The 22,741-nt window shown below is 72.8% G+C and carries 22 protein-coding genes; 13 read left to right on the forward strand and 9 right to left on the reverse strand.

All coding sequences use genetic code 11. The features are described 5' to 3' along the window. Positions 1–163 precede the first annotated feature (163 nt). Entirely contained in the window at positions 164–787 is a 624-nt protein-coding gene (locus tag ACFUK0_RS21035) for a histidine phosphatase family protein (protein WP_380252354.1), read from the forward strand. An 87-nt stretch (positions 788–874) separates the two neighbouring features. Here the strand turns inward: ACFUK0_RS21035 and ACFUK0_RS21040 are convergent, their stop codons facing one another. Continuing rightward, a complete protein-coding gene (locus ACFUK0_RS21040; RefSeq protein WP_380252356.1) occupies positions 875–1,480 on the reverse strand; it encodes a TetR/AcrR family transcriptional regulator in 606 nt (201 codons plus the stop codon). An 86-nt stretch (positions 1,481–1,566) separates the two neighbouring features. On the opposite strand from ACFUK0_RS21040, the gene ACFUK0_RS21045 reads away from it, so the two are divergent. Beyond that, the gene (locus ACFUK0_RS21045) at positions 1,567–2,508 is read left to right on the forward strand and encodes an aldo/keto reductase (protein WP_380252358.1); all 942 of its coding nucleotides are present in this window, start codon (positions 1,567–1,569) and stop codon (positions 2,506–2,508) included. 107 nt (positions 2,509–2,615) lie between these two features. Next, positions 2,616–2,927, forward strand: coding sequence for a DUF2316 family protein (locus tag ACFUK0_RS21050; protein WP_380252360.1), 312 nt, complete (start codon positions 2,616–2,618; stop codon positions 2,925–2,927). 83 nt (positions 2,928–3,010) lie between these two features. Here the strand turns inward: ACFUK0_RS21050 and ACFUK0_RS21055 are convergent, their stop codons facing one another. The 3 genes from ACFUK0_RS21055 to ACFUK0_RS21065 form a co-directional block, all read right to left on the reverse strand. Then, complete coding sequence (locus ACFUK0_RS21055) at positions 3,011–3,283, reverse strand: hypothetical protein (RefSeq protein WP_380252362.1); 273 nt, start codon at positions 3,281–3,283, stop codon at positions 3,011–3,013. Positions 3,284–3,403: 120 nt separating this feature from the next. Beyond that, the gene (locus ACFUK0_RS21060) at positions 3,404–3,655 is read right to left on the reverse strand and encodes a hypothetical protein (RefSeq protein WP_380252364.1); all 252 of its coding nucleotides are present in this window, start codon (positions 3,653–3,655) and stop codon (positions 3,404–3,406) included. Beyond that, positions 3,652–4,134, reverse strand: coding sequence for a MarR family winged helix-turn-helix transcriptional regulator (locus tag ACFUK0_RS21065; RefSeq protein WP_380252366.1), 483 nt, complete (start codon positions 4,132–4,134; stop codon positions 3,652–3,654). Before ACFUK0_RS21065 ends, ACFUK0_RS21060 begins: the two co-directional genes overlap by 4 nt. Before the next feature lie 60 nt (positions 4,135–4,194). Between ACFUK0_RS21065 and ACFUK0_RS21070 the strand changes: the two genes are divergently transcribed. Next, on the forward strand, positions 4,195–4,569 hold the full coding sequence (locus ACFUK0_RS21070) for a cupin domain-containing protein (RefSeq protein ID WP_380252368.1): 375 nt from the start codon (positions 4,195–4,197) through the stop codon (positions 4,567–4,569). A 310-nt stretch (positions 4,570–4,879) separates the two neighbouring features. After that, positions 4,880–5,293, forward strand: a complete 414-nt coding sequence (locus ACFUK0_RS21075) for a VOC family protein (protein WP_380252370.1) — start codon at positions 4,880–4,882, stop codon at positions 5,291–5,293. 476 nt (positions 5,294–5,769) lie between these two features. Here ACFUK0_RS21075 and ACFUK0_RS21080 read toward each other — a convergent pair whose 3' ends face one another. Continuing rightward, positions 5,770–6,612, reverse strand: a complete 843-nt coding sequence (locus ACFUK0_RS21080; protein ID WP_380252372.1) for a phosphotransferase — start codon at positions 6,610–6,612, stop codon at positions 5,770–5,772. 1,288 nt (positions 6,613–7,900) lie between these two features. On the opposite strand from ACFUK0_RS21080, the gene ACFUK0_RS21085 reads away from it, so the two are divergent. From ACFUK0_RS21085 to ACFUK0_RS21095, 3 genes are all read left to right on the forward strand, one after another. Next, positions 7,901–8,104, forward strand: a complete 204-nt coding sequence (locus tag ACFUK0_RS21085; RefSeq protein ID WP_380252374.1) for a cold-shock protein — start codon at positions 7,901–7,903, stop codon at positions 8,102–8,104. A 256-nt stretch (positions 8,105–8,360) separates the two neighbouring features. Continuing rightward, positions 8,361–9,023, forward strand: coding sequence for a hypothetical protein (locus ACFUK0_RS21090; RefSeq protein ID WP_380252376.1), 663 nt, complete (start codon positions 8,361–8,363; stop codon positions 9,021–9,023). 335 nt (positions 9,024–9,358) lie between these two features. After that, positions 9,359–9,880, forward strand: a complete 522-nt coding sequence (locus ACFUK0_RS21095; protein ID WP_380252378.1) for a hypothetical protein — start codon at positions 9,359–9,361, stop codon at positions 9,878–9,880. A gap of 156 nt (positions 9,881–10,036) precedes the next feature. Here ACFUK0_RS21095 and ACFUK0_RS21100 read toward each other — a convergent pair whose 3' ends face one another. After that, the gene (locus ACFUK0_RS21100; RefSeq protein WP_380252380.1) at positions 10,037–11,149 is read right to left on the reverse strand and encodes a DUF4037 domain-containing protein; all 1,113 of its coding nucleotides are present in this window, start codon (positions 11,147–11,149) and stop codon (positions 10,037–10,039) included. Positions 11,150–11,643: 494 nt separating this feature from the next. Between ACFUK0_RS21100 and ACFUK0_RS21105 the strand changes: the two genes are divergently transcribed. Next, the gene (locus ACFUK0_RS21105; protein ID WP_380252382.1) at positions 11,644–13,164 is read left to right on the forward strand and encodes a hypothetical protein; all 1,521 of its coding nucleotides are present in this window, start codon (positions 11,644–11,646) and stop codon (positions 13,162–13,164) included. 327 nt (positions 13,165–13,491) lie between these two features. Here ACFUK0_RS21105 and ACFUK0_RS21110 read toward each other — a convergent pair whose 3' ends face one another. Together ACFUK0_RS21110 and ACFUK0_RS21115 are read right to left on the reverse strand one after the other, a co-directional pair. Continuing rightward, complete coding sequence (locus ACFUK0_RS21110; protein ID WP_380252384.1) at positions 13,492–13,770, reverse strand: hypothetical protein; 279 nt, start codon at positions 13,768–13,770, stop codon at positions 13,492–13,494. 14 nt (positions 13,771–13,784) lie between these two features. After that, positions 13,785–14,732: a helix-turn-helix transcriptional regulator gene (locus tag ACFUK0_RS21115; protein ID WP_380252386.1), complete on the reverse strand. Its 948-nt coding sequence runs from the start codon at positions 14,730–14,732 to the stop codon at positions 13,785–13,787. A 229-nt stretch (positions 14,733–14,961) separates the two neighbouring features. On the opposite strand from ACFUK0_RS21115, the gene ACFUK0_RS21120 reads away from it, so the two are divergent. Continuing rightward, positions 14,962–15,897, forward strand: a complete 936-nt coding sequence (locus ACFUK0_RS21120) for an alpha/beta fold hydrolase (protein WP_380252388.1) — start codon at positions 14,962–14,964, stop codon at positions 15,895–15,897. Between the two features lie 381 nt (positions 15,898–16,278). Here ACFUK0_RS21120 and ACFUK0_RS21125 read toward each other — a convergent pair whose 3' ends face one another. Further along, positions 16,279–16,629, reverse strand: coding sequence for a calmodulin (locus ACFUK0_RS21125; protein WP_380252390.1), 351 nt, complete (start codon positions 16,627–16,629; stop codon positions 16,279–16,281). Positions 16,630–18,441: 1,812 nt separating this feature from the next. On the opposite strand from ACFUK0_RS21125, the gene ACFUK0_RS21130 reads away from it, so the two are divergent. The 3 genes from ACFUK0_RS21130 to ACFUK0_RS21140 all read left to right on the forward strand — a co-directional run bounded on the left by ACFUK0_RS21130 (position 18,442) and on the right by ACFUK0_RS21140 (position 21,886). Then, positions 18,442–19,995 carry a Mu transposase C-terminal domain-containing protein gene (locus tag ACFUK0_RS21130; protein WP_380252392.1) on the forward strand — a complete coding sequence of 518 codons (1,554 nt, stop codon included), beginning with the start codon at positions 18,442–18,444 and terminating at the stop codon, positions 19,993–19,995. Continuing rightward, positions 19,992–20,747, forward strand: a complete 756-nt coding sequence (locus tag ACFUK0_RS21135; RefSeq protein ID WP_380252394.1) for an AAA family ATPase — start codon at positions 19,992–19,994, stop codon at positions 20,745–20,747. The genes ACFUK0_RS21130 and ACFUK0_RS21135 overlap by 4 nt, the downstream gene beginning before the upstream one ends. A 119-nt stretch (positions 20,748–20,866) precedes the next feature. Further along, positions 20,867–21,886: a hypothetical protein gene (locus tag ACFUK0_RS21140; RefSeq protein WP_380252396.1), complete on the forward strand. Its 1,020-nt coding sequence runs from the start codon at positions 20,867–20,869 to the stop codon at positions 21,884–21,886. Positions 21,887–22,741 lie beyond the last annotated feature (855 nt).

Consider the following 22,741-nt stretch of genomic DNA (forward strand, 5'->3'; position numbering starts at 1 on the left):
GGTCGGCCCACGGGGTGAGGACACCGGGGCGCGGCACTTCACGGCGCCGCCGTCCCCGGCCCGTCCCGGCGGCGGGGTGCCGGCTCCTCCCCGCGGAACCGGGCCGCGGGTGCGGGCGTCCCTCCACGAGTCCGCAGGACCGACTTCGCCGAAGGAGGCGCCCATGACCGCGAGGGCCGCCCGCTACCTCTATCTCGCCCGCCACGGCGAGGCGTCGGCGGACGAGAGCGAGCTGACGGATGCGGGCCGCCGGCAGGCGGCGCTGCTGGGGGAGCGGCTGCGCAAGGTCCCGCTGGCGGCGATCCACCACGGGCCCCTCGCCCGTGCCGAACAGACCGCCCGGCTGGCCGGTGAACGGCTCCGCGGCGTCCCCCGCCGTCGCTCCGAAGCGGCCGGCGACTACGTCCCCTACCTGCCGGCGCGTGAGGAGCTGCCGCCGGAGGCGGCAGACGCCTGGCTCGATTTCCTGGACCGGTTCACGGCCGGGGAACGCGAGCGGGGCCCCGGGCTCGCGGCGGCGGCGCTCGCGGATTTCACCGGGCCGGTGGCCGGCGACGAGCCGCGCCACGAGCTCGTCGTCACCCACAACTTCCTCGCCGGCTGGCTCGTGCGAGCCGCCCTCGACGCGCCGAAGTGGCGGTGGCTGGGCATCAACCACGCGAACGCGGCCCTGACGGTCATCCGCTACGCACCCGACCGGCCCCCGGCGGTCCTCGTCCTCAACGACACCGGTCACCTCCCCGTCGAGCTCCGCTGGACCGGCTTCCCGCAGGAGCTTCACGTCTGAGGCCGGCGGCCCGTACGGCCGTCGGCCTGCCGCAGGAGCATCCGCTCACGGCCCGCCAGGCGGCCAGCCGTCCGTGAGTGCTTCCGCTCACGGACGCTCCGGCGTGGAGGACCGGGGGCGCAGCGCGTCCAGGACGAGGTCGAGCAGGCGTCCGGTCCGTTCGGGGGTGCCGTGGGCGTCCGCCGACAGGAACACTCCGAGGAGCATCGCTGTCACGTCGTCGGGGTCGACGTCGGCGCGCAGGGTGCCTGACCGTGCCCCGGCGGTGAGGATCACGGCGATCTCGGCGGTGATGCGCCGGCGCGTGGGCGGCGTGATGCGTCCCGCTGCCCAGCCGGTGCGCAGGGTGCCGATCATCCCGTGCTTCGTCGCGGCGAACCGTGCGTAGCGCTCCATCCAGGTGCGGAGCGCCTCCTCGGGCGGCAGTTCGGCCAGGAGGGTCGCCGCGTTCGTGGTGACGTCGTCGAGTTCGGCGGCGTAGGCGGCCTCGACGAGGGCCTCGCGGGTGGGGAAGTGGCGGTAGAGGGTGCCGATGCCGACGCCGGCCTCGCGGGCGATGCCCTCCAGCGGGGCGGTGTCGCCGGCCGCGGCGAAGGCGGCCCGGGCGACGGCGATGAGGGTCTCGCGGTTGCGCTGGGCATGCGCGCGCAGGGGGCGGGCGGTTCCGGCGGGCGGGGGGGTCGACGACTCCAAAGCGGAGGCACCTCCGGTAGTGCTACAGTCCACTTGGCGGAGGGTCCTCCGCTTTCATCACTATCCCACATGCCAGGAGTCCCGTGATGCCCGCCGACACCCCCTCCTCCCCGGCCCCGGCCGCCGGCGCCCCCCGCCGCACGGCACCCGCCAACCTCGGCACGCACACCGTCTCCCGCGTCGGCTACGGCGCGATGCAGCTCGCCCGCCTGCACGGCGACCGCGCCGCCGCCGTCGCGATCCTGCGCCGCGCCGTCGAGCTCGGCGTCGACCACATCGACACCGCCCAGTTCTACGGCGCGGGCCTCGTCAACGACCTCATCCGCGAGGCCCTGCGCCCCGAGGACGACGTCCTGGTCGTGAGCAAGGTCGGCGCCGAACCCGACCCCGCCGGCCCCCACCCCTTCCGCCCCGCCCAACGCCCCGAGCAGCTGCGCGCGGGCGTCGAGGCCAACCTCAAGGGCCTGGGCGTCGACCAGGTCCCCGTCGTCAACCTGCGCCGCATGGACAACGGACCGGGACTGCGGGTCGCAGGCGACCAGGCCGTGGACCTCGACGACCAGCTCGCGGTCATGACCGCGATGCGCGACGAGGGCAAGATCGGCGCGATCGGCCTCAGCAGCGTCACCCTCGACGGACTGCGCCGGGCCCTGCCAGCCGGCATCGCCTGCGTGCAGAACGCCTACAGCCTCCTCGCCCGCGAGGACGAGGACACACTCGCGCTGTGCACCGCCGAGAACATCGCCTACGTCCCCTACTTCCCCCTCGGCAGCGCCGTCCCCAGCCTGCCGAAGGTGACCGACGAGCCCGCCGTCCGCACCGCCGCCCACGCCCTCGCCCGCACCCCCGCCCAGATCGGCCTGGCCTGGCTGCTCCACCACGCCCCGAACATCCTCCTCATCCCCGGCACCGCCACCCCCGACCACCTGGAGGCGAACACCGCCGCCGGCACGGTCACCCTCGACGACGCGACGCTCGCCGCCCTCGACGCGGTCCCGTCCCGCCCGGCGGCCATCCCCCGCGGCTGATCCCGTACCGACTGATCCCGCACCGGCTGATCCCGTACCGGCTGATCAGGCACCGGCGGCGGCTCTCGCCGACGCTCTCCCGCACCGCGACCACCGACGAGGCAGCCATGACACTCGACGCCGCCGAACGCCGCCGCACGAGCGACGAACTCCGCAGCAACCTCGCCCTGTCCGGGCTGACACCGCAGCAGGCCGCGGCCGCTCTGCGCTTCACCGCGCCGCGGCTGCGGGCCGCCCTCGACGTCGACGCGGCCGATCCCGTCGACGTGTGGCAGCTGCGCGACTACCTCGAACAGGCCGCGCGGGAGGCCGGCCACCGCCCCACCGCCTACACCGTGCTGACCGAACGCTCACGCCTGCTCGCCCGCGCCTGGTTCCGCCTGCGCGAAGCCCCGCCGCACACGCGTCCCTCCCGCTGACCCGCACCGGAGCAGCGCCCCCCGGCTCCCGGCCGGCCTCGCCCGCCCCTCCGAGGCCCGGCCGGCCCGCTCACCCGGCCCGCTCACCCGGCCCGCTCCGCCGGGCAGACCTCGGCGAGCAGTTCGAGCAGGTAGGCCGTCACCTCACCGGCGGTGCCGGCCCGGACCCAGGTGTAGACGGCCGTGTGCTGCGCCGCGTCGATGCTCTGCAGGATGTACCCGTCCACCAGGGCGCCCTCACGTTCCCGGGCCACGACCTGCCGGGGCCGGCCGGTCTCCGTGGCCACGATCTCGGCGTCCTCGACGTCCGGACAGTCCTGTAACCGGCACACCCACGTCTGCTGCTCCGTCTGCATGTCGACCATCTTCCCGTCGCCGGCCCCGGTTACCCAATCGGCGCCCAGGGACAGGAGTGCGGGGCATCGGGGTTCCGGGGCGCGGCGAGGGCCGGTCCCCGGCGTTGACGTCACACCCCGTCAGGTCCGTCCCCCGAGCGGCGCCCCGGCTCCCGTGGCCACCCCGATCGCGCCGGTACGGACGGCGACCGCCGTACCGACCGGCTCGACCGTGCCCCGGTGCTCCGGCGCGTACCCGATGTACGCCCGCCCCGGTGCCCGTAACCGGCCGCGCGGCGGCGCCGTTTCGCGGTCCCGGTCCCGGTCCCGGTCGCGGTCGCGGTCGCGGCCGCGGCCGGTGGCGGGGCCGGTGCCGTGCGGAGGGCTCGTCACGGCGCGTTGAACCACTGCGGGGTGTCGAGGTGGAACGCGTCGGGTGGCGTGACCTTGCGCAGGTCCTCCACCATGGCCCGCAGCCGGTCCTCGCCGATGGTCCCGGCCCACTGGTCGCGCAGGTCCTCGAAGATCCGCTCGGAGCGCTCCAGCGCGTCGTGGGCGTGCGGGGTCAGCGTGTAGGTCTTGCGGCGCGCGTCGGCGGGGTCGTGCCCGGGCTGCAGGTAGCCGAGTGCCTCCAGTGTGTCGATGGTCTTGCCCGCGGCCTGCTTGGAGACGCCCAGTGCCCGGCCCAGGTCGGCCGCCGTGGCCCCGTGCCGGCCGCCGGCCCGCAGGACGGCCTGGAAGACGAACCCGTGCATGGGCCGCATCTGCGGATGGCCCTGCCGGGCGAGCTCCTCGTGCAGTTCGTCGATGAGCACCCGGAACCCCAGCAGCAGTCGCAGCGGCAGTTCGAAGCCCTGCAGATCGCTTGACACGATGGACAACCTCGTTAACCATATAGACAATGACTTTGTCCATATTAGGGATGTGACACCGTGACGCTCGTCCGTCATGCCGAAAGCCGCCGATCCGAGACCCCGAACGCCGTCATGACCACCCTCGCCTCGCCGACCCTGGGCAGTGCGCGATCCTCCCTCTGGCGCACCGAGGTCAGGCCCGGCGTGCAGGGCCCCGTCCACCTCTTCGACGTCGAACAGATCTGGACCTTCCTCGCAGGGGAGGCAGCCATCGAACTCGACGGCGAGACCTTCACGGCGGGCCCCGGTGACACGGCCGTCCTGCCCGCCCACACCACCCGCCGGCTCACCGCCGGTCCCCAGGGCTACACCGCCATCGTCACGGCTCCCGCCGACGCCCACGCCTGGACCCCCGACGCCGGCAACAAGGTCACACCCCCCTGGATCGCCTGACCGGCAACCCCGGCCGCCCCCGCCGACGTCCTCGCAGCCCGACGCCGCGAGCGTGCCCGCACCCGCAGCCCGAAGGGCATTCGACGGGGCGGGCGTGCACGAAGGGCCTTGCCCCCGCCGCCGACCGGGCACTAGGGTCGGCCGGGTGACTGCCGGGTCGGCCTTGAGCCATGCACGAGTCGGGTCCCCGGCCGCGCCCTGAGCGCCCCGCGGGCAAGAGGCCCGCCCCTCCGCTCCTCGTCTTCCCTTGCGGCGCCCCGAAGCGGTGCGCCATCCCAGCGGAACCCAGGACCCGGAGAGACCAGCAGAGATGCCCCACGACCAGGACCAGTCACCCGTCACCACCGTCCAGCTCAACCACACCAACGTCTACGCCACGGACCAGCGGCTCTCGGCCGGGTTCATCGCCGAGGTCCTGGGCCTGGAGGTGAGCGCCCCGGCCGGGCCCTTCCTCCCCGTCGACCTGGGCAACGGCGTGACGCTCGACTACTACGAGAAGCGCGACGAGGCGATCCAGTCGCAGCACTACGCCTTCCTCGTCCCCGACGATCAGTTCGACGCCATGATCGCCCGTCTGGACACGATGAGGGTCACCCACTACGCCGACCCCCGCCTCACCGACGCCGGCCGCATCAACCACCTCTTCGGCGGCCGCGGCGCGTACTTCACCGACCCGGACGGCCACACCATGGAGATCATCACCCGCCCCTACACCCGGCGCTGAACCCACCCGGCACTGAACCCACCCGGGACACCTCCGCCGGAGGCACCCCGGCCTGACGGCTCCGGCCCCTCACCCGCCCCGCGCGGGGGAGAAGGCCGGAGCCGGACCAGGCGCCCCGGCGGGACACCGCCCCGCCGACAGCCCGCCCGGGGCTGAAAGACTGCACGCCGAACTGGTGCACTTCTGCCTCCAGCACCTGGGCAAGCAACGGCTCGACCAGGGACGGACACCGGCCGCGCGCACCCTGCTGCGCGAGGCACTGCGCCAACGACGGGCCCTGGGCGACGCCGACCTGATCGCCTCCACCCGGAACGCCCTGCGCCTGGTCGAGGAGACCGAGACCGCAGAGCGGCCAACCGGGCGTGTCGGCGGGACCGGCGGCCGGCCCGCCGGGCTGACGCCCCGGCCGATCCTCAGAGGCCGCCACGGCGGCCGGTGCCACGCTCGTCGACGGCATCCCGACTTCGTCCGGAACCTCATCCGCAGCGGGCGAGGGCGGCTCGGACCAGGTTGAGCCCCTCCGCTCGCCAGTGGCCGCGGTCGGGCATCTGGTCGTTCCGTCGCCAGCGCCAGGCCGAGAACATGGCCCAGTCCAGCGCGCGGCAGCGGTGGACCAGGTCCTCGTCGGCCCCCGCGTAGTGCTCTGCGACCTCCTCGGGCGCATGGGCGAGGTCGAATTCGACCGGTCCGCGGCAGCAGGTGACGAGGTCGATGAACAGCGGCCCCCGCTTCGTGTTGAGGAGGTTGCCCTCGTGCGGCTCACCGTGCAGCAGCTGGTCGCCGTCCTTGTCGGCGCCGATCTCGGCGCCCAGGCCACCGAGGGTGTCGAGGAGGAGCCGGCGGTCGGCGTCGGCCAACTCGGGCGACCGCTCCCGGTCGTTCACCTCTTCCAGCGCCACGGCGACCCGGTCGGTGAAGTGCGGAGCGTTCAGATCCCCGACCTGCCGCAGCGCGGCGTGGTACCGCTGAAGCGCATCCGCGTAGCCGGCGGGCCCGATCTTCGACTCCAGCGGTTCGTAGTAGGTCCACAGCGAGACGACGAAGCCGTCGCGCACGTGGACCCGGGGCCCGACCCGAGGGTCGAGTCCGGCCACCGGAGCGCCGTCGACCTCGGCGAGACGCCGGGCGACCTCCACCTCGAACTCGGAACCCGCCAGGTCCCCGACGGGCGCGACCCGGGCAAGAGTCCCGGAAGGGACCAGACGCAGCGCGACACGGTCCGAATTGTGGATGACCACCACATCGTCGACCGGCAGGCCCAGCCCCGAAGCAGTGGCCCGCCCGGCCTCAATCGCGCGACGCAGCTCCGGTGGCTCCATACCGTCCTCCTCATCGCCGGGCACAGACACAACCAGGGACAACGACATCACCCCGGCTGCTCCGAGCTGATCCGGAGCCTACCCAGAGCGCTCCGACCGCCACGTGCCCGCCGACACCGAGCTGCCCCTGCGCAGCGAACACGGCCGTCCACCAGCTCGCGGCCGTCCTCGACGAGGCAGCACACCAGCTGGGCCGGAGCGCACCCGCGAAGCCCCCTCCACCGAGCCGCCGCCAGCCACGAACGCCTGCTGACAGACCTGGCGGCCGCGACGCCGGGCCGGTCAGGCGAAGCCGCAGCGGGAGAACGACCTGCACCCCTGTCCTGCAGGCGTGACGAGGTTGTGGCGGTTTCTCGGCGACGCGTTCCGGGCCCTGGACAGGGCCCCTGAGCGGGCAGCGGCCTCCGACCCCGTTCCAGAAGCGGCTGGGTCGCCACCCGATCAAAGCCGGCCTCTGCTCGGCCGCCGTTCCCACACTCCTCTTCACCCTCTTCTGGTGCTTGGAGCCCAACGGGGGCCTCAGCAGTCTTCTGTTCGCAGTGCTCACCGGACTGGCTGTAGGGTTCGTCTTCTTTCTCGCCGTGGCATCAGAACGGCTCCGGCAGAGCCGGCTCAGGCGCCTGGGGAGCTGGGACGGATCTTGAGGAAGCCAAGGCCCTGGCTGGTCTGCCTGGCCGGGGGAGTGGATGACGGAATGCCAGGTTTACCCGCTTGATGCGGGGTCAGGCGGATCGGTGGGCAGCGTCCCGGGCCCCGGACGGCGCCCCCACACAGCCGTCCGGGGCCAGCCCGTGGTTCAGACCCGGCCGCCGCAGGCGTCTACGCCCGGCGACCGGGATACACGTCGGCGTGCTCGTTGGCGTACACGCTCTCCAGCGCCCGGGTGCCGCGCCGCACCACGAACACCAGCCGCCGGCTCGGCGGGCGCCGCCCTCAATCGTCACGTCGTGGGCGTTTCCCCGAACACCGTCCGGCGCCCGGAGTGTTCGCGATCCCGGCCGCGTACCCCGGCAGGCGGTGTCCGGTGCCGGTGCCGACTCCTGCCGGCTGCGCCCGGTCGTCGTCACTGTCCGGCAGCGGTCGCCCTCTCGTGGCAGAGCCGGCCTTGACGGCCAGAAGTGGCCCGATCATCGGTTTGCCTTATCGCCACGGCTGGGTAGGTCTGCCTCGTGATCGGCAGTCGTGCGTCCGAAGTACCGCTCCATGAGGCGTCGGAGGACCAGGGCAGGCAACCCACACCCAGGGACCCTCATCAGCGAGGGTCCTCGTCCCCGACAGGGAGCAGCACATGGCCAGCGGAACTGTGAAGTGGTTCAACGCGGAGAAGGGCTTCGGCTTCATCGAGCAGGACGGCGGCGGCGCCGACGTGTTCGCCCACTACTCCAACATCAACGCCCAGGGCTTCCGCGAGCTCGTCGAGGGCCAGAAGGTCCAGTTCGACGTCACCCAGGGCCAGAAGGGCCCGCAGGCGGAGAACATCCAGGTCGTCTGACCGGCTGAGCGATGCGGTGACGCCCCGCACCTGAACGTGCGGGGCGTCACCGCGCCGACCCGCAGCGCACACCGCCCGTGTCAGCCCGGCGGCGCCTGCCGCTCGGCCGGGTCGTCACCTCCGCCCGGCGTGGGTGCGGCGCTCCGTCCGTCTCGGTCCCAAGCCGTCCGGCCGGGGGCGAAACCTCAGTCGCGATGTCCCGCACGAGGGCGCGCTCGTGCACCGACCTGTCGCAGGCGGCCAGTAGCCTCTCGCCATGCAGACAGTCCTGATGATCTACGACGGCCCCGCGCCGGCCGATTCCGACGTCCCGCGTACCGGGGGCGTGCCGCTGGCACCGGCCGGATTCGCCTGGCCCGTCTGCGGCTGCGGAGGACCACTGCAGTTCTTCGCCCATCTCCCCGTCGAGGGCACCGTCATGTCGGTGTTCGTGTGCCAGAACCACCCGGGCGCGTGCGAATTCTGGGAGGCGACCGACAGCGCGAGCCAGGTCCACCTGTTTCCCCGGGAGGAACTGCTACCGGTGGCCGTGCCCGGGGCGGGCGTGACGCTGCTGCCCGCCACCTCGGCCATCCGCACCCACGTCGTGACGATCGACCCCGTGACGATCGGCCCCGAGGAGGCCGACGACGACGAGGGGACCGAGCCCGACGCGTACGACCTCGCACGCTCAGGATGGAAGCGGGAACCCGAGGAGCGATTCGGGAAGCAGCGCGAAGTGCTCGGGTCGCTCGGAGGCAGCCCCTCCTACCTGGAGGACGACCGACTGCCCGTGTGCCCCTCCTGCACCGGCACGATGGAGTTCGCGGCACACCTGGAGGAGGGACTGTCCACAGCGACGGCGATGAACCTCGGCGGCCAGCTCGGCTACGTCTTCGTCTGCCGCACTTGCCGCGAGGGATCCTTCCTCACGCACTGACAACCACCCGCGAGGGCCACTGACAGTGACGCTGGCGCCGGTCTGACGTGCCGGCCGATTCCCGCCGCCCCGCCGGCCCCGCCACCCAGCCCCTCTGCATCCCCCTCGGCCGCGCAGGCCTCCACTTCCTCAGCGAGGCCGACCGCCAGGCCGTCCTCGACCTCGCCCACCACCTCGGCGCACGTTTCGGGGGAGACCGAGGTGAGCGGCTCGTGGTGTCGCGCGGTGCCGGTGGCACGTTGAGTGTGGGGCGCCACCGCGGGTTTGTACCTGGCCGTCGAGTTCGAGGCCCGACTGAGCCGGCGTGGGCCGCCCTCCTGGAGCTGTGGGGGCAGATGGGGCCGTTTGGTCTGCACTCGCGCATTCCTGTTCCTGATCCGCAATGCGCGAGTGGTCCGGTCTTACGCCAACAGCACTGGCGGGGGCACCGCGCGGGGTTCGGCGACTACGAGGTGGAGGACACCGTCGACAGGATCCGCTGCCTCGAACGGGCGATCACGGCTCCGCTGGAAGTGATCCTGACTGGAGCGGTGCCCTCCGTGGCGACTCCGCCGGGCACGTCGCCGGCACCGGACACAGAGGACTGCCACGCAGGACCCGACCGCGAGAACATCCGCATCACCCGGGTCAACCAGGATCTGCCCGTCACCGAGATCTGGCACAGCCCGCAGTGCCCCGAGTACATGATCGAGCGGATCATGCTGGAGGCCAGCGTGGGGAGGGCCGAGGAACAGGACGCCTGGGCCAAGGACGCCTTCCCCGCGCCCACCGCCCGGCTCCGGGACAGCGCCGGTGGGCGGTCCCGGCCGTCGAAGACCTCCGCCACGCGGCGGCGGTGCGCTCACAGGCGGCGGTGACGGTGGTCAGCCCGGCCTCGATCGCGGCCGGCGACCAGGGCGGCCGGGTCCGGCGCGCGCGGGCACAGGTCGTCATCACCCTCCGGGCCTGGGGGCCGAGTCCTCGACGTGCAGCGGTGTGTGTACGGGTGGTTCCCGTTTGGAGCTGCGGTGCCGTCAGGTGAGCGCGTGTACGGCCGCCCGGATGACGTCGGGCCGGCCGAGGAGGTCGGTGCTGTCGGCCCACTGGTCGATGCTCCCGGTCAGGGGCAGGCCGCGCAGGAGCGGGTCGGTGAGTGTCTCTGCCAGGGCGTGGGCGAAGCGTTCGGCGTGCAGGACCAGGTAGGGGCGGTTGTGGTAGCGGCGGCGGGCCGGCCCCACCGGGGCGGTGAGCCCGGCGGCATTGTGCATCCGGGCGACGCTCTCGTACGCGTCGCACAGCTGCCGCTCCCGGTCCGCGTAGTCGGTGGCGGCCAGTGACCCGCGCAAGAGCGGTGTCAGCTGCTCAGCGGCCTCCGACTGCGCGAAGGCGCTGCCGAGCCACTTCGTGTAGGGCGCGTAGCGGCGCTCCAGCAGCAGGCACAGCCGCATCAGGTCGCGCACCAGGCGCCCGGCCGCGACGGCGGAGCCGAGATCGTCGCCGACCTCCGCGCAGCGGCCGACGAACGCCTCCTCCTGGGAGATGCGCTGCCACTGGCAGGCCAGCAGATACCGCCAGACCTGCGCCGGGTACCACGCAAGCCGGCGCCGGGCTGTGGTGAGGGTGCCCAGGCCGTCGTGGAAGACCGCCCCGCCGGTCACCTCGGCCAGCTTCTGCTGCGGCATGGCCAGCCAGTCACGCACCGTCAGCTCCGCATCGGCGCGGGCCGCCGTGGCGGCTCCCAGCTGTGTGGCCAGCCAGGCGTCCACCTCCTGTACCACCACCCGGTGGGCGACCGGTCCGTCGGTCACCTCCAGGTGGGCGACCGGATCACTCGGATCACCGCTGGGCCGGAAGTGGGTGGGCCAGCCGCGTACCTGCTTGGGCAGCCGTCGTGCCAGCAGCTCGTGGAGGTCTGCGGCGTGCCGGGCGGCGTCCTCGGGGGCGAGGAACAACTCCAGGCGCGGACCCCAGTCGTGGTCGGCCGACCGCGGGGTGTCGAAGCCGAGCACCTCCGAACCCGGTCCGACCCGCGCGGCCGCGTACCGCAGGCCCGGGTAGGCACCGTCGAGAAGCGGCCGCACCGCCTCGTCGAACAGGATCCTGGAGAGTTCGAGGCCGGGAACGAACGCGGTTGCAGGCTTGACCATGACGCCACTGTGGCCAACGGCAGGCGCCGGGGTCCACTCGATATCAGACGCCTTGCAGGTGTGCCGTCCCCACGATCCGGCCGTTCAGCCCGTTCGGCCCGTTCCTCGGGGCCGCAGGGAGACATCCGTCGGGGCAGGGAGAACGCCATGGCCGCAGCAGCACCGGCTTCTGATGAGACCTGTCCGGCCGGCTCCCCAGCAGCCTGCCCAGAAGGAGCCGTGCGCGGGTGGGCCGCCGATGGCTGTGAGCCGCAGGCCCGAGCCCAGCTCAACGAACGCCCAGGACGCCGGGTCCTGCCGCGGGCGCCCGACGGATCGGCCGTTGCATGCCATGCGATACACAAAGGTATCACTTGGTCACTTTGTGTAGGTTTCTGTGCGTACGATGCTTGGGGTTCAGGCACGGTCGGCGCCGGGGCCGTCACGGCCCTGCGGCCCGTGTCCGCGGCGGGCCGTGAGCAGGTACCGGTCCAGCGAAGAGAAGAGGAGCCTCCATGACGGGTCAGACGTCCGACGCCGCGCGGCAGCAGGTGCAGTTCCCCATCACCGAGTCGTTCACCGGCGCAGCCCCGGCGAATCCGGCCTGGCGGCTGCTGGGCAGCGCGCGGCTGAACGCGGGGGCCCTGGAGCTGACGCCGAACACCGCGTCGAAGGCGGGTACGGCGTTCCTGGACCAGCCGTTTTCCTCCTCGCTCGGGGTGAGCATCGACTTCGACTACTCCTGTGAGGGCGGCGGCGCACAGGGCCTCGGGGACGGGTTCAGCCTCTACCTGATCGACGGGAGCCGCACCACGGAGCCCGGGGCCCGCGGCGGGGCACTGGGCTACTCGTACATCAAGGACGGCTCGTTCAACCTTCCCGGCGTCACCGCCGGCTATGTCGGCGTCGGCTTCGACAACTTCGGGAACTTCGCCGCCCTCTCGAGCGGTCCCGGCGCTCCCGGCCGCAGCCCCGACACGCTCGGTGTGCGCGGCTCCGGGGACCTGCTCACGGGCTTCGCCTGGCTGGCCGGCACCGAGGTGGCGGGCGGGTTCCGGGGCGGCTGGGAGGCGGGGGAGCACCTGCAGGTGACCGTCATCGGCGGGCGTCTGACGGTGCGGCGCTCCAGCGCCTCGGACCCCATCGGGGCGGTGCTGGTCGACAACCTGGACCTGGCCGCCGGCCCGGGCCAGGTCCAGATGCCCGCGACCTTCAAACTCGGGTTCGCCGCCGGTACCGGCGGTGCCACCGCGGCCCACCGCATCCGCAACCTCAGCGTCGCCCTGCCCGTCGCCATGCCGCTGGAGATGAACGGCCCGCTGACCGCCAAGGCCGGGCACCGGATCTCCTACACCGTCGGCGTCCAGAACCACGGGCCCAACGACGCCCCCGACGCCGTCGTGCGCGGCGAGGTGCCCGTCCAGTTGGTCGACGTGGAGGTGACGTGCCGGGGCGAGAACGGCGCGGTGTGCGGCCCGGGAACCGCTACCGACGGCGAGCTCCACCAGCCGCTCAGCCTGCCCAGGGGCAGCAAGGCGGTGATCACCCTGAGGGGAACCGTCGACCCCCACCACGAAGGTGACTTCACCACCACGAGCAAGATCACCTCGGCCACCCGTGCCAACACCGCGCCCCAGCAGTCCGGCCAGGTCACCACCACCGCCGAACCGGCCCTGATCACCGTCGGCCAGAGGATCGCCGGGCAGTGGGACCAGACCTGGCCCGAGGACGCCAAGGGCTGGCTCGTCAGCTACAACCTCACCCTCGCCGCCAGCGAACACCGCGTGACGGCCTGGGAGATCGTCTTCGACGTCCCCGCACGCACCCGCGTCAACCCTCAGCAGACCCAGTGGTACCGGGTCATCAAGGACGGCCTGGAGGGAACCGTCGTCCTGGGATCCCCCAACGACGGCTCCCACACCATCGACCCCGGCACCCCGCTGCCCGTCGACGTCCAGCTCCTCTACCCCTCCCAGTCCGAGGCCGGCGACGGCCGACTGCGCGGCCTGTACGCCGTCGAGGTCGCCAACCCCTGACCCGCCCGCCGGCTGCCTGGGTGCCGGGCCGGTCCCCGGGCGCGGGTGTTCCCCGGGGGTGTCTGGTGCGTTCCGGAGCCGGCTGGAGCGCTCTTGTTCCACCGCCCCTGCCTTCGCCGTCGGGGAGGCTGGCCGGGTCCGGCCGGCCCCGGGCTGTTGGCCGGGACCTGTGCGGGGTCCGTGTCCGGCCGGTCGCGGGGTGGGCGTGGCTCGGGCGTGGGTGCCTTGGCGTCTGCGCCGGGCCGGGGGGCCCGGTCCCGGTCGGGCGGGACGTGGAGCACCCCGGACAGGGCCGCCTGGTGTTCGGTCACGGCCCGGGCGGGCTGCTCACCGTTCATCGTTCATCGTCGCCGGCCGTCGTCTGCGCTGCCGGGGGTGGGTTGGTTCGGCTCGCATGTTGGCGGATACGGACGCCGGCACCAGGTCCTCGTCCTCTTCGTCCGGTTCTCCGGTCGAGGTCAGCGTCATCGTCTCCAGGACGGTCGCGCCGAATTCGGCGATCGGCTGCGCCAACGGCAGTTCACCGACGCCGCTGTCCTCCGGGGCGGCCGGCGCGCGGTCATCGCGCTTCCACGCGGCTTCCAGGGCGTCGACCGCCCGCGGCACCTCGGTCGTACCGCTCAGCTGTACCGTTCGACGAGCGCGTTGCCGATCGAGGCCAGGTGGTCCCGTACACCCGGAGGGCCGGTCACCTCCAACCATTCGACCAGCCCGGAGAGTTCACCGGCCAGCGTGTACTCGTCGTAACCGCGGACCGCGACCTCGATGCGGCCGTCGGCGGTGGGGCCTCCCACCTCCAGCCGGGGGCCCAGGGCCATCCGGAGCAGGCCGATCCCGTGGGGCGTGCACACCGCCTGGATCTCCAGGGGCATGCGCCTGCGGTCGACCTGGTCGGCGATCTCACGCCAGCTCCCGGCGAGGTCGAAGTCCTCGGGCCGCTCCACGGGATCGCCGGTCGGTTCGACGCAGGACACGCGGTCGATCCGGAAGGTCCGCCGGCCGGCTTCGGTACCGGCGAGGAGGTACCACGACGGCCCTTTGGCGACGATGCCCAGCGGGTGGACGGTTCTCTCGGTTCCGGCGCCCTTGCCGTCGACGTAGCCGAGTCGCACCTGGACGCCGCGGATCACCGCGTCCTGGAGTTCGTCGAGGAAGCGGGGCGGCCGGTGCTCGATCCGGCTCGTCCCCCAGTGCTGCGGGTCCAGGACCAGCGACGACGCCGCCGCCTCGGCCTGGACCCGGAAGGGCTCCGGCAGGGCGTGGACGAGCTTGCGCAGCGCCGCCTTCACGGTCGGCGTCGCAGCCGAGGCCGGGCCGGCGACCAGGAACAGCGCGCGGGCCTCACCCGCGGTCAGCCCGGACAGGTCGGTGCGGGCACCGCCCACGAGGCGCCAGCCGCCGCCCCGGCCCTGCACGGAGTACACGGGCACCCCGGCCATGGCCAGGGCGTCGAGGTCGCGGCGGGCGGTGCGCTCGGAGACCTCCAACTCGCGGGCGACCTCCGCCGCCGTCACGCGCTCGCGCCGTTGCAGCAGGAGGAGGACGGCCACCAGCCGGTCGGTTCGCACGCCGGCAACACTTCCACACAAAACCGGTCATGGGGTGACCGGGTTCGGTGGGCAGGATGGCGACACGGCCGCACCGGCGAGCCGAACCACCCGCGACCGTGCCGGCCCCCGGCCTGGCGGGGCTGCACCGTTGCCGTCGCCGTTGCCGGGAACTTCGCCGCCTGACCAGCCCGATGCCCGATGTCTGAATCCCGAATCCCGAATCCCGAATAGATGAGGAAGAAATCCCATGTTCGATCCAGCTGATTTCCCCGAGCCCACCCTTGTCCCGGTCAACGGCGTGGAACTCGAAGTCTTCGAAGCAGGCCGACAGAACGCCGGAAGGCCCGTCGTGCTCTGCCACGGCTGGCCGGAGCACGCCTTCTCCTGGCGCCACCAGGTGCCCGCCCTCGTCGCGGCGGGCTACCACGTCATCGTCCCGAACCAGCGGGGGTACGGAAACTCCTCCCGTCCGGCCGAAGTGACGGACTACGACCTCGCCCACCTCACGGGCGATCTCGTCGCACTTCTCGATCACTACGGGTACGAGGACGCCACCTTCGTCGGTCACGACTGGGGTGCCATGGTCGTCTGGGGGCTGGCCCTGCTGCATCCGAACCGGGTGAACACGCTGGTCAACCTGAGCCTGCCCTACCAGGAACGCGGGGAGAAGCCCTGGATCGAGGCCATGGACGAGGTGCTCGGCGGCGACTTCTACTTCGTCCACTTCAACCGGCAGCCGGGCGTCGCGGACGCCGTGTTCGACGAGAACACCTTCCAGTTCCTTCGCAACATCTACCGGAAGAACGCGCCCCCCGCGCAGCCCCGGCCGGGTATGGCGCTGATCGATCTCGCCAGGGCGGAGAAGCCGCTCGGCGAGCCGGTGATGAGCGACAGCGAACTAGCCGTCTTCGTCTCCGCCTTCGAGTCGACAGGGTTCACGGGCAGTGTGAACTGGTACCGGAACCTCGACCGCAACTGGCGCTTGCTGGCGGACGTGGACCCGATCGTCCGGCAGCCCGCACTCATGATCTACGGTGACCGGGACGCGGTCCGCAGGTCCGAGAACCTGGCGGAGTTCGTGCCCGGTGTGGATGTGGTCAGTCTGGACTGCGGCCACTGGATCCAGCAGGAGAAGCCGGAGGAAACGAACCGGGCGATCCTGGAATGGCTGGAGCGCCACTAGCCCTCCGGCCGCTCGCTCACCCGCTCACCCGCTCACCCGGCTCGTCGAACGCGAACGTGCGGTCGGGGAAGCAGTCCAGGACGTGCTCGATCCGGTCGAGCTTGGCATCCCGCTGCGGTCAGAGCACTGGCGATCGCCTACGTGCCGTAGCTGTTCGGTTGGCTCACCGAACCGGCAGGGCCGAGCAGATGGGTGGTCAAGATCTTCTGTCAATCGGCCAGGGTCACCTGCCAGAGGACACCGCCTGCCCTCTGGCAGGTGTTCCTGACCGTTTGCCGGGTGGGTTTGACTGGTGCGAGGGTCGCAGATTTCTGGCTCTTGGGGTACGACGAAGCCCCGGTGCTCCTGTTTGCGGCAGCCGGGGGCTTCGTCGTCCTTGGGTCAGGCTTTGATCTCGCGGGTCAGCCCTGATGCCCACGGGCACCAGTGACCGCCGGGAAGGAACGGTCCGGCGATCTCGTCGAAGTGGTCCTCGGCGTACTCCGCGTTGGAGTCGCAGAACTCGCTCGCGTTGTCGAAGAAGCTGATGGTGGCCGGGTCGAGGTGGAAGCTGAAGTCCGGGTTGTAGGACGCCTTCTTCTTCACGATCCTGCCCTGGACGTGGGTCTTGATGGTCTCCTCGCCGCTCAGGACTTTGCGGGCGTGGGCGATGAGGGTGTCATTGGTCAGTTCGAAGATGAACTCCTTGCCCCGGCCGGGCGGCGTCTGGAACGCGAAACGAGCGGTTGCCATGGGGTGCCCTTCATCAAGGTCGAGGGGTGTGCCGGGTTCGAGCACACCAGACCATCATGACGCTAAGTATGCAATCAGTGACGTTGTGCACTCGATCGCTGGTGGGCCGGGCGGTCTGCGATTTCTTGGGTTGGTGTCAGTACTGGTGAGAGGTTGATGGCGGTGCTGGTCTGAGGGCCGGGTTTGGGCTGGCCGGGTGGGTAGTTGGGGGTGGCGGGTTTGGCTGTCGTGGGGGTGAGAGTTCCGGGGGTGGGGTGCTGTCGTGGGGGTTGTATCTCACCGTGGTTGCCGCTGTCTTGGGTTCGAGAGATCTGATGCCTTCTGCGGGGCGGTGCCGCTTGGATCTGGTTCATGGGCGACAACGGTGGGGGTGTGGGGCGGGGGTTGCCGCGAGGGTTGGTGGTGCGGCGTCTGCGGGGGTGGCAGGCGGTTGGTGAGCTGATGTCGCGGCATGTGCGGGTGGTGGCTGGCATGGTGGGTGTGTCGGTGCGGGCGGTGTGGCGTTGGCTGGGGGAGGTGAGCGCGACGGGCGAGGTGGGCGGTAGATCCGCCCGCCGGGGCTGCGCAATGTCGGGCCGGGCGTGGGCGCTGTTGGCCGCGGCGGGTGGGAACGTCGCTGAGCTGCACCGCTGGATGCTGGCCTGCGGTGAGGAGGGTGTGCCGCCGTTGGGGACGTTGCACCGGGTGGTGCGCCGTGACCGCCTGGCGGGTCGGGTGCTGGTCATCGCGCGGGAGCCGGGTCTTGCCGAGCCGCCGCGCACCGACCCGCTCGCCGAGCTGGGCCTGGCGACGGTCAGTGGCGCGGGGTTCGGCAGGCAGGTGTTCCTGCGGGAGCAGACCCGCCTGGCCGCGGTGCCGGTCCTGGTGCCCGGCGCGCAGGTCGTCGTCACACCCGTGGTCGCGTCGGTGGTGCAGCGCGTCGCGCACGTCGCGGCGGTGGGTGCGGTGGCGTGCCTGTATGGGGACGCGGGGCTTGGCAAGACGGTGGCGCTGCGGTGTGCGCTGTCCCAGTTGCCGGAGCCGGTCAGGGTACGGCGGGTCCATGTCGGGGTGAACCCGTCGGTGCCGGAGTTGCGCCGGGTGCTGGAGTTGAGGCGGCTGCCGCACTCGACCGGCGCGGCGGACCTGACGCTGCTCGAGGCGCTGCGCAGGCCCCGGGGTCCTGGTCCTGGACGAGGCGCAGCGCCTGCCCGTAGCTGCGCTGGAGTTGCTGCGGCAGCTGTGGGAGCACCTGGGCAGGGACGTTGCGCTGCTCTTTGCTGGTGCGGGGGCGGGCGGGCGTTGCGCGGGGTGCCGGCGCCGGTGTCGGGGGTGTTGTCGTGGGGGTTGGTGGCGCGTCTGTCCCGGGCCGGGGCGGGTGATGGAGGCCGTTGCACCCGCTGTGGGGGCAGGTGGCTCCGGGGGGGGGGGGGGGGCTGGTCGGGCTCGGCGGTTTCCGGGCCTGGGCGAAGGTGGCCTCGTATCTGGCGGCGGAGGTCTACGGCCGGGCCCGCCCCGTGGTCGACCGTCGCCTGCTGGAGCGGGTCTGTGCCCGCCTCAGCGGCCCGTTGTGACGGCCCCGCCGGCCTGCCGGACCCGGACCCCCGGGAGGCCGGCAGCACAGCCGCCGCACCACATGAGACAAGGCCGGGCAGCCCCTCACCCCGGCTTCGAGGAAGGCAGGAGAGCGTGAGCGACCACCCGAATCCCGAGCCCGCACCCGGCGGGGGCGCCTCCGGCGGTTTTGAAGCCGCCGGTGGTGCTGCTGGTACCGGCGGGGCGGCCGGTGCCGCTCTTCCCGCGGCGTCCCTGGCAGCGCTGCGGGGACCGGCGGTGCGCCGTCTGCTGGCTCTGCGGCAGGAGGGCGCTCTGACGGTCCGGCAGGTTCGGCTTGCCGCGCAGCACCTGGCGGTGACCGAGCGGACGGTGTGGCGCTGGCTCGCCGCGGCCGAACGCGACCCGGCCGCGGCCCGTGACCCCGGTTCCCGCGCCGGGACCAGTACCCGCTTCACCGTTACGCCGGAGGTCCGCCGTCTGCTGGTCCTGTGGAAGGGCAATGTCGCGGCGGTGCACCGTGAGCTGGCTGTCCTGGCCGCCCGCCGGGATCCGCCTGGCCGGCCGCCGTCGTTGCCCACCCTGCACCGGGCGATCCGGCGGGACCTGAGCGCGGGGGAGCGGGCGGGTCTGGCGGCGGGGGAGCGGGCGGCCCGCAAGCACGACGTGTTCCTCACCCGTCCGCGCGGGCACCGCAACGCCGTGTGGGAGACCGACCACAAACAGGTCCCCGTGCTGGTGGACGTCGACGGCCAGGCCCGCCGGCCGTGGATCACCTGGTACGTCGACTGCGCGACCAACGCGATTGCCGGCCTGGCCGTGACACCTGGTCACCCTTCCCGTGAATCCGTCCTGGCCGCGCTGCGTTCCGCCGTGCTGCGCACCGGCCCTTACGGCCCCGTCGGCGGCCTGCCCGCAACCGTCCGCATGGACCGGGGCCGTGACTTCCTGTCCCGCACGGTGATGGCCGCCTTCGAGCTGCTGGAGGTCGAGGTCGAGGACCTGCCCGCCTACACCCCGCACCTGAAGGGCACGGTGGAGGGGCTGAACCGCTCGGTGGAGCGGATGCACCTGGCCGCACTGCCCGGTTACGTGCACCAGCCCCGGCCGGGCCGCCGTCCCCGCCCCGCGGACCGCCACGGCCTGCTGTCCTTCGAGGAGTTCACCACCGGCCTGATCGCCTGGGTGGTGTGGTGGAACACCGGGCACCGCCCGGCCCCGCTCAAGGGCAGGACTCCGCTGCAGGCGTGGCAGGACGATGCCGCGCCCGTGAGGGACATCCCGCCCGGGGACCTGTGGACGTTCACCCTCGAGGACGACCGCGCCGAGCCCCGGCTGGTGACCACCGGCGGCGTGAGGTTCAAGAACCGCTACTACGTCGCCCCGTGGATGACCGGCCGCACCGGCACCCGGGTGCGGGTGCGCCACATGCCCCACCACCGGCACGAGATCGAACTCTTCGACCCTGCCACCGGCCGCCACCTGGCCACCGCCCATCTCGCCGACGAGGCCTCCCCCGAGCAGATCGCCGCGGTCCGTCGCGCCCGCACAGCCCGCACCCGCCGCCTCGGACGCGACCTCGAACAGGCCCGAGCCCAGCGCCACGAGCGCTACGCCGCCGCCACCCGGCCCGAGGCCCCGCGAACGCTGGGCGCCCTCACCGCCGCCGAGGCCGGCCGCGAACTGGCCGCCTCCGCCCACACCGACCTGGCTGCCCTCGCCCGGCCCGACCTCATCGCGCCCACCGCCCCGCCCGGGCACTGGAGGACCCCGCCCGGCCTGCTCAGCACCACCCGACCCGCCACCGAAGCGACCCGAAAGCCGACCCCGTGACCGGACTCCTCCCGCCCCAGGACAGCGACCAGTACCTGCGCCTGCCCGGCGCCCAGGTCGTCACCACCCGCGCCCTGCTCGCCGCCCGCGACAACCTCGCCGACACGATCAACGCCCGCGCGATGATGTGCGTCCACGGCGGCGCCGGCTTCGGCAAGACACTGGCCGTCAACACCTGCCTGCGCGACCTCGACCCCGCCGAGGACGTCCGCCGCATCACCTTCCGCGTACGCCCCACCCCCCGCGCCGTGCGCCACGAGCTCTTCGCCGCCCTCGACCTGCCCGGCACCCCGCCCCGCGGCCCCAGCGAGTTCGACGCCCTGCTGCGCGAAGCCCTCGCCCTCCAACCCCGCACCCTCGTCGTCGACGAGGCCCAGTGGCTCAGCGGCGAGGCCTTCGAGTACTTCCGCTACCTCTGGGACGACCCCTACACCCAGCTCGCCATCGTCTTCGTCGGCGGCGAAGGCTGCCACCAGGTGCTGCGCCGCGAACCGATGCTCTCCTCGCGCATCTTCATCTGGCAGCACTTCACCCGCCTCGCACCCGAGGAGGTCGGCGCGGTCGTCCCGCTGTTCCACCCGGTGTGGGCCGGCGCCGCCCCGGGGGACATCGCCTTCGCCGACCAGCACGCCGCCCACGGCAACTTCCGCGCCTGGGCCCAGCTGACCGCGCACGTGCGCCTGGGCCTGGAACGCACCGGCCGCGAGCGGGTGGACCGCGAGGTGCTCGGCTGGGCGTTCAGCCGGCTGTGAACCACCACCAGCCGTCTCCGGACGGCGCGCCCCGCCCGGGGAACCCGACAGGTGCCGGCACGTCGGCGGGCGCGGCCGATGCCGGCTGTCCGCAGTGCCGGCGGCCACCTGCCGGGAAGGTGGCGTCGACAGCGCGGTACCTGGCCGTCGACCTGCTGCTGGACCCCGCAACCGTCCTGGCGGCTTCGCAGCGGCGCGTCCTGCCGCCGGTGACGGTGGTCCTCGACCGCGGTGACGACGCCCGCTTCACCGCCGCCGCGCTGGCCGCCCACCGGCCCCGGGCCGGAACCGTCACCGTCCACCCCACCGTGGGAACGGCCCGCACCGCCGTCCTCCTGCACGACCACCTCACCGCCCTCGGCCGGTCTGTGGCCGGCCTGCGGGCGCAGGGCCTGACACGGGAGGTGCAGGCGGAGCATGCGGTACGGGCCTGGATGTGGACCGAGGCCGTCCGCCACGTGATCGTGCTGCGCTCGCACCTGCGCGTCGACCTGAACTACCTGCTGGACCTGCACACCTCCACCGGCGCCGCCCTCACCCTCGTCTGGCACACCCCTGCCTTGGGGGACGACCTGCAGCTCCTGCTGAACAGCCTCGACCACCGCGTCGTCGACACCCTCGACGCCGCCCGAGAGGTGTTCCGCCATCCGCTGGAGCGCCGGCCCTCCCCAGGGCGCGGGGTCCCGTCCCGGACATGTTGTGCCATGGGCGGGGTGCCCGCGCCACCGCAGAGTGGCGGCGGCGCTCCCCTCGCCGGCCCGCCGTCGGGCGCGATGGTGGACACGATCCGCCGCCATGGCGTCCACCCCGTCTACGCCGGTGCGTTGGCCGCGCAGTGGATCACCGGGACCGAGGTGTCCCGCCTGCGCGGCATCCGTCTGCAGGACCTCGCACACGATGGCGCCACCCTGTCCCTTCCGCCGGCGCTCCGCGACGTCCCGGGCGGTATCCGGTCCGGCGGCGCGTACGAAACCTTTCCCGTTCCCGGACGCCTCAGGGCACCGCTGCTCGCCGCCGGGCATCACCGGCGCCTGGAGGGCGCCGGGCCGCAGGAACGCCTGTTCATGGCCCTGCGCGCGGACGCTCTGAGCGCCCTGGCGCGCCGTTGCGCCCTGCACACGCTGGCCGTTGGCAGGTAGATCGGATCGGCGGCCGTCCTATGGCGGGCTGCTTGGGCGGCTGTCCCTGGTGTCGAGTTCCGGGTTCCCGGGTTCGGTTCTGTGACCTCACACTGTTTCGAGCGCTTGAATCGCGTTCTGGTGGACCAATCATGGCCTGGGCGCGGGGCCCCGGTCCGGCTGTCCGGGTCACTGCGGGGCGCTCGGGTTTCGGTTACTGCTGGTGGTCGGCCGCCCGGCTGGCCGGGGTTCGCCTGGCGGTCCGGGGCCGGGGTCTTCTCCGGGGTGTTCCTGTGAATTGACGGCCCGCCGGAATTGCCGCCGGTTTCTGTCTTGGTTTTCCTTGTCGATTCAGTCGTAATTGCCGCCGGTCGGGTCAGTTTCGGCGGGCCGTGATTTCGCGGGGCGGGTTCACCGGGGGATTGGGGCGCGGGGGTGCGGTGCGCGTCCCGGCCGCTCGCCCGTCGTGAGGGTGGCCGTCGCCCCCTGGTGCTGGGCCGTGTCCGGCGCCGTGCGGGGTGGTGGTGGCCGGCGGGCCGTGTCCGTGTGCTGCCGGGACGTTGCCGGGCCCGGGGCCGGGGCCGGGGCCGGGCCGGGCGGGGCCTGCTGCTGTTCCTGGCGGTCGTGCTGGTGCCGGGTGGCCGGCCGCCGGGTGCAGCGACTGCTGGCCCGTCAGGGCGAGCGGTGGGGGCCGGTGCCACCGGTCGGGCAGGCGGTACCGGTGCCCGCCCCTGCCGGGAGTAGCCGGCCTCCGTGCCGCGGTCCCGTGTCAGCGCCCCGCTCAGGTACTTGTGCACCGCCGCCGAGCACTCCAGGTGTCGCATCCCTTCCCGTGTACCGGGCGACCCGGGTGGTCTGCACGGCATGGCGGTGCCT

This window comes from Kitasatospora sp. NPDC057223 (assembly GCF_042669755.1).
Lineage (GTDB): Bacteria > Actinomycetota > Actinomycetes > Streptomycetales > Streptomycetaceae > Kitasatospora.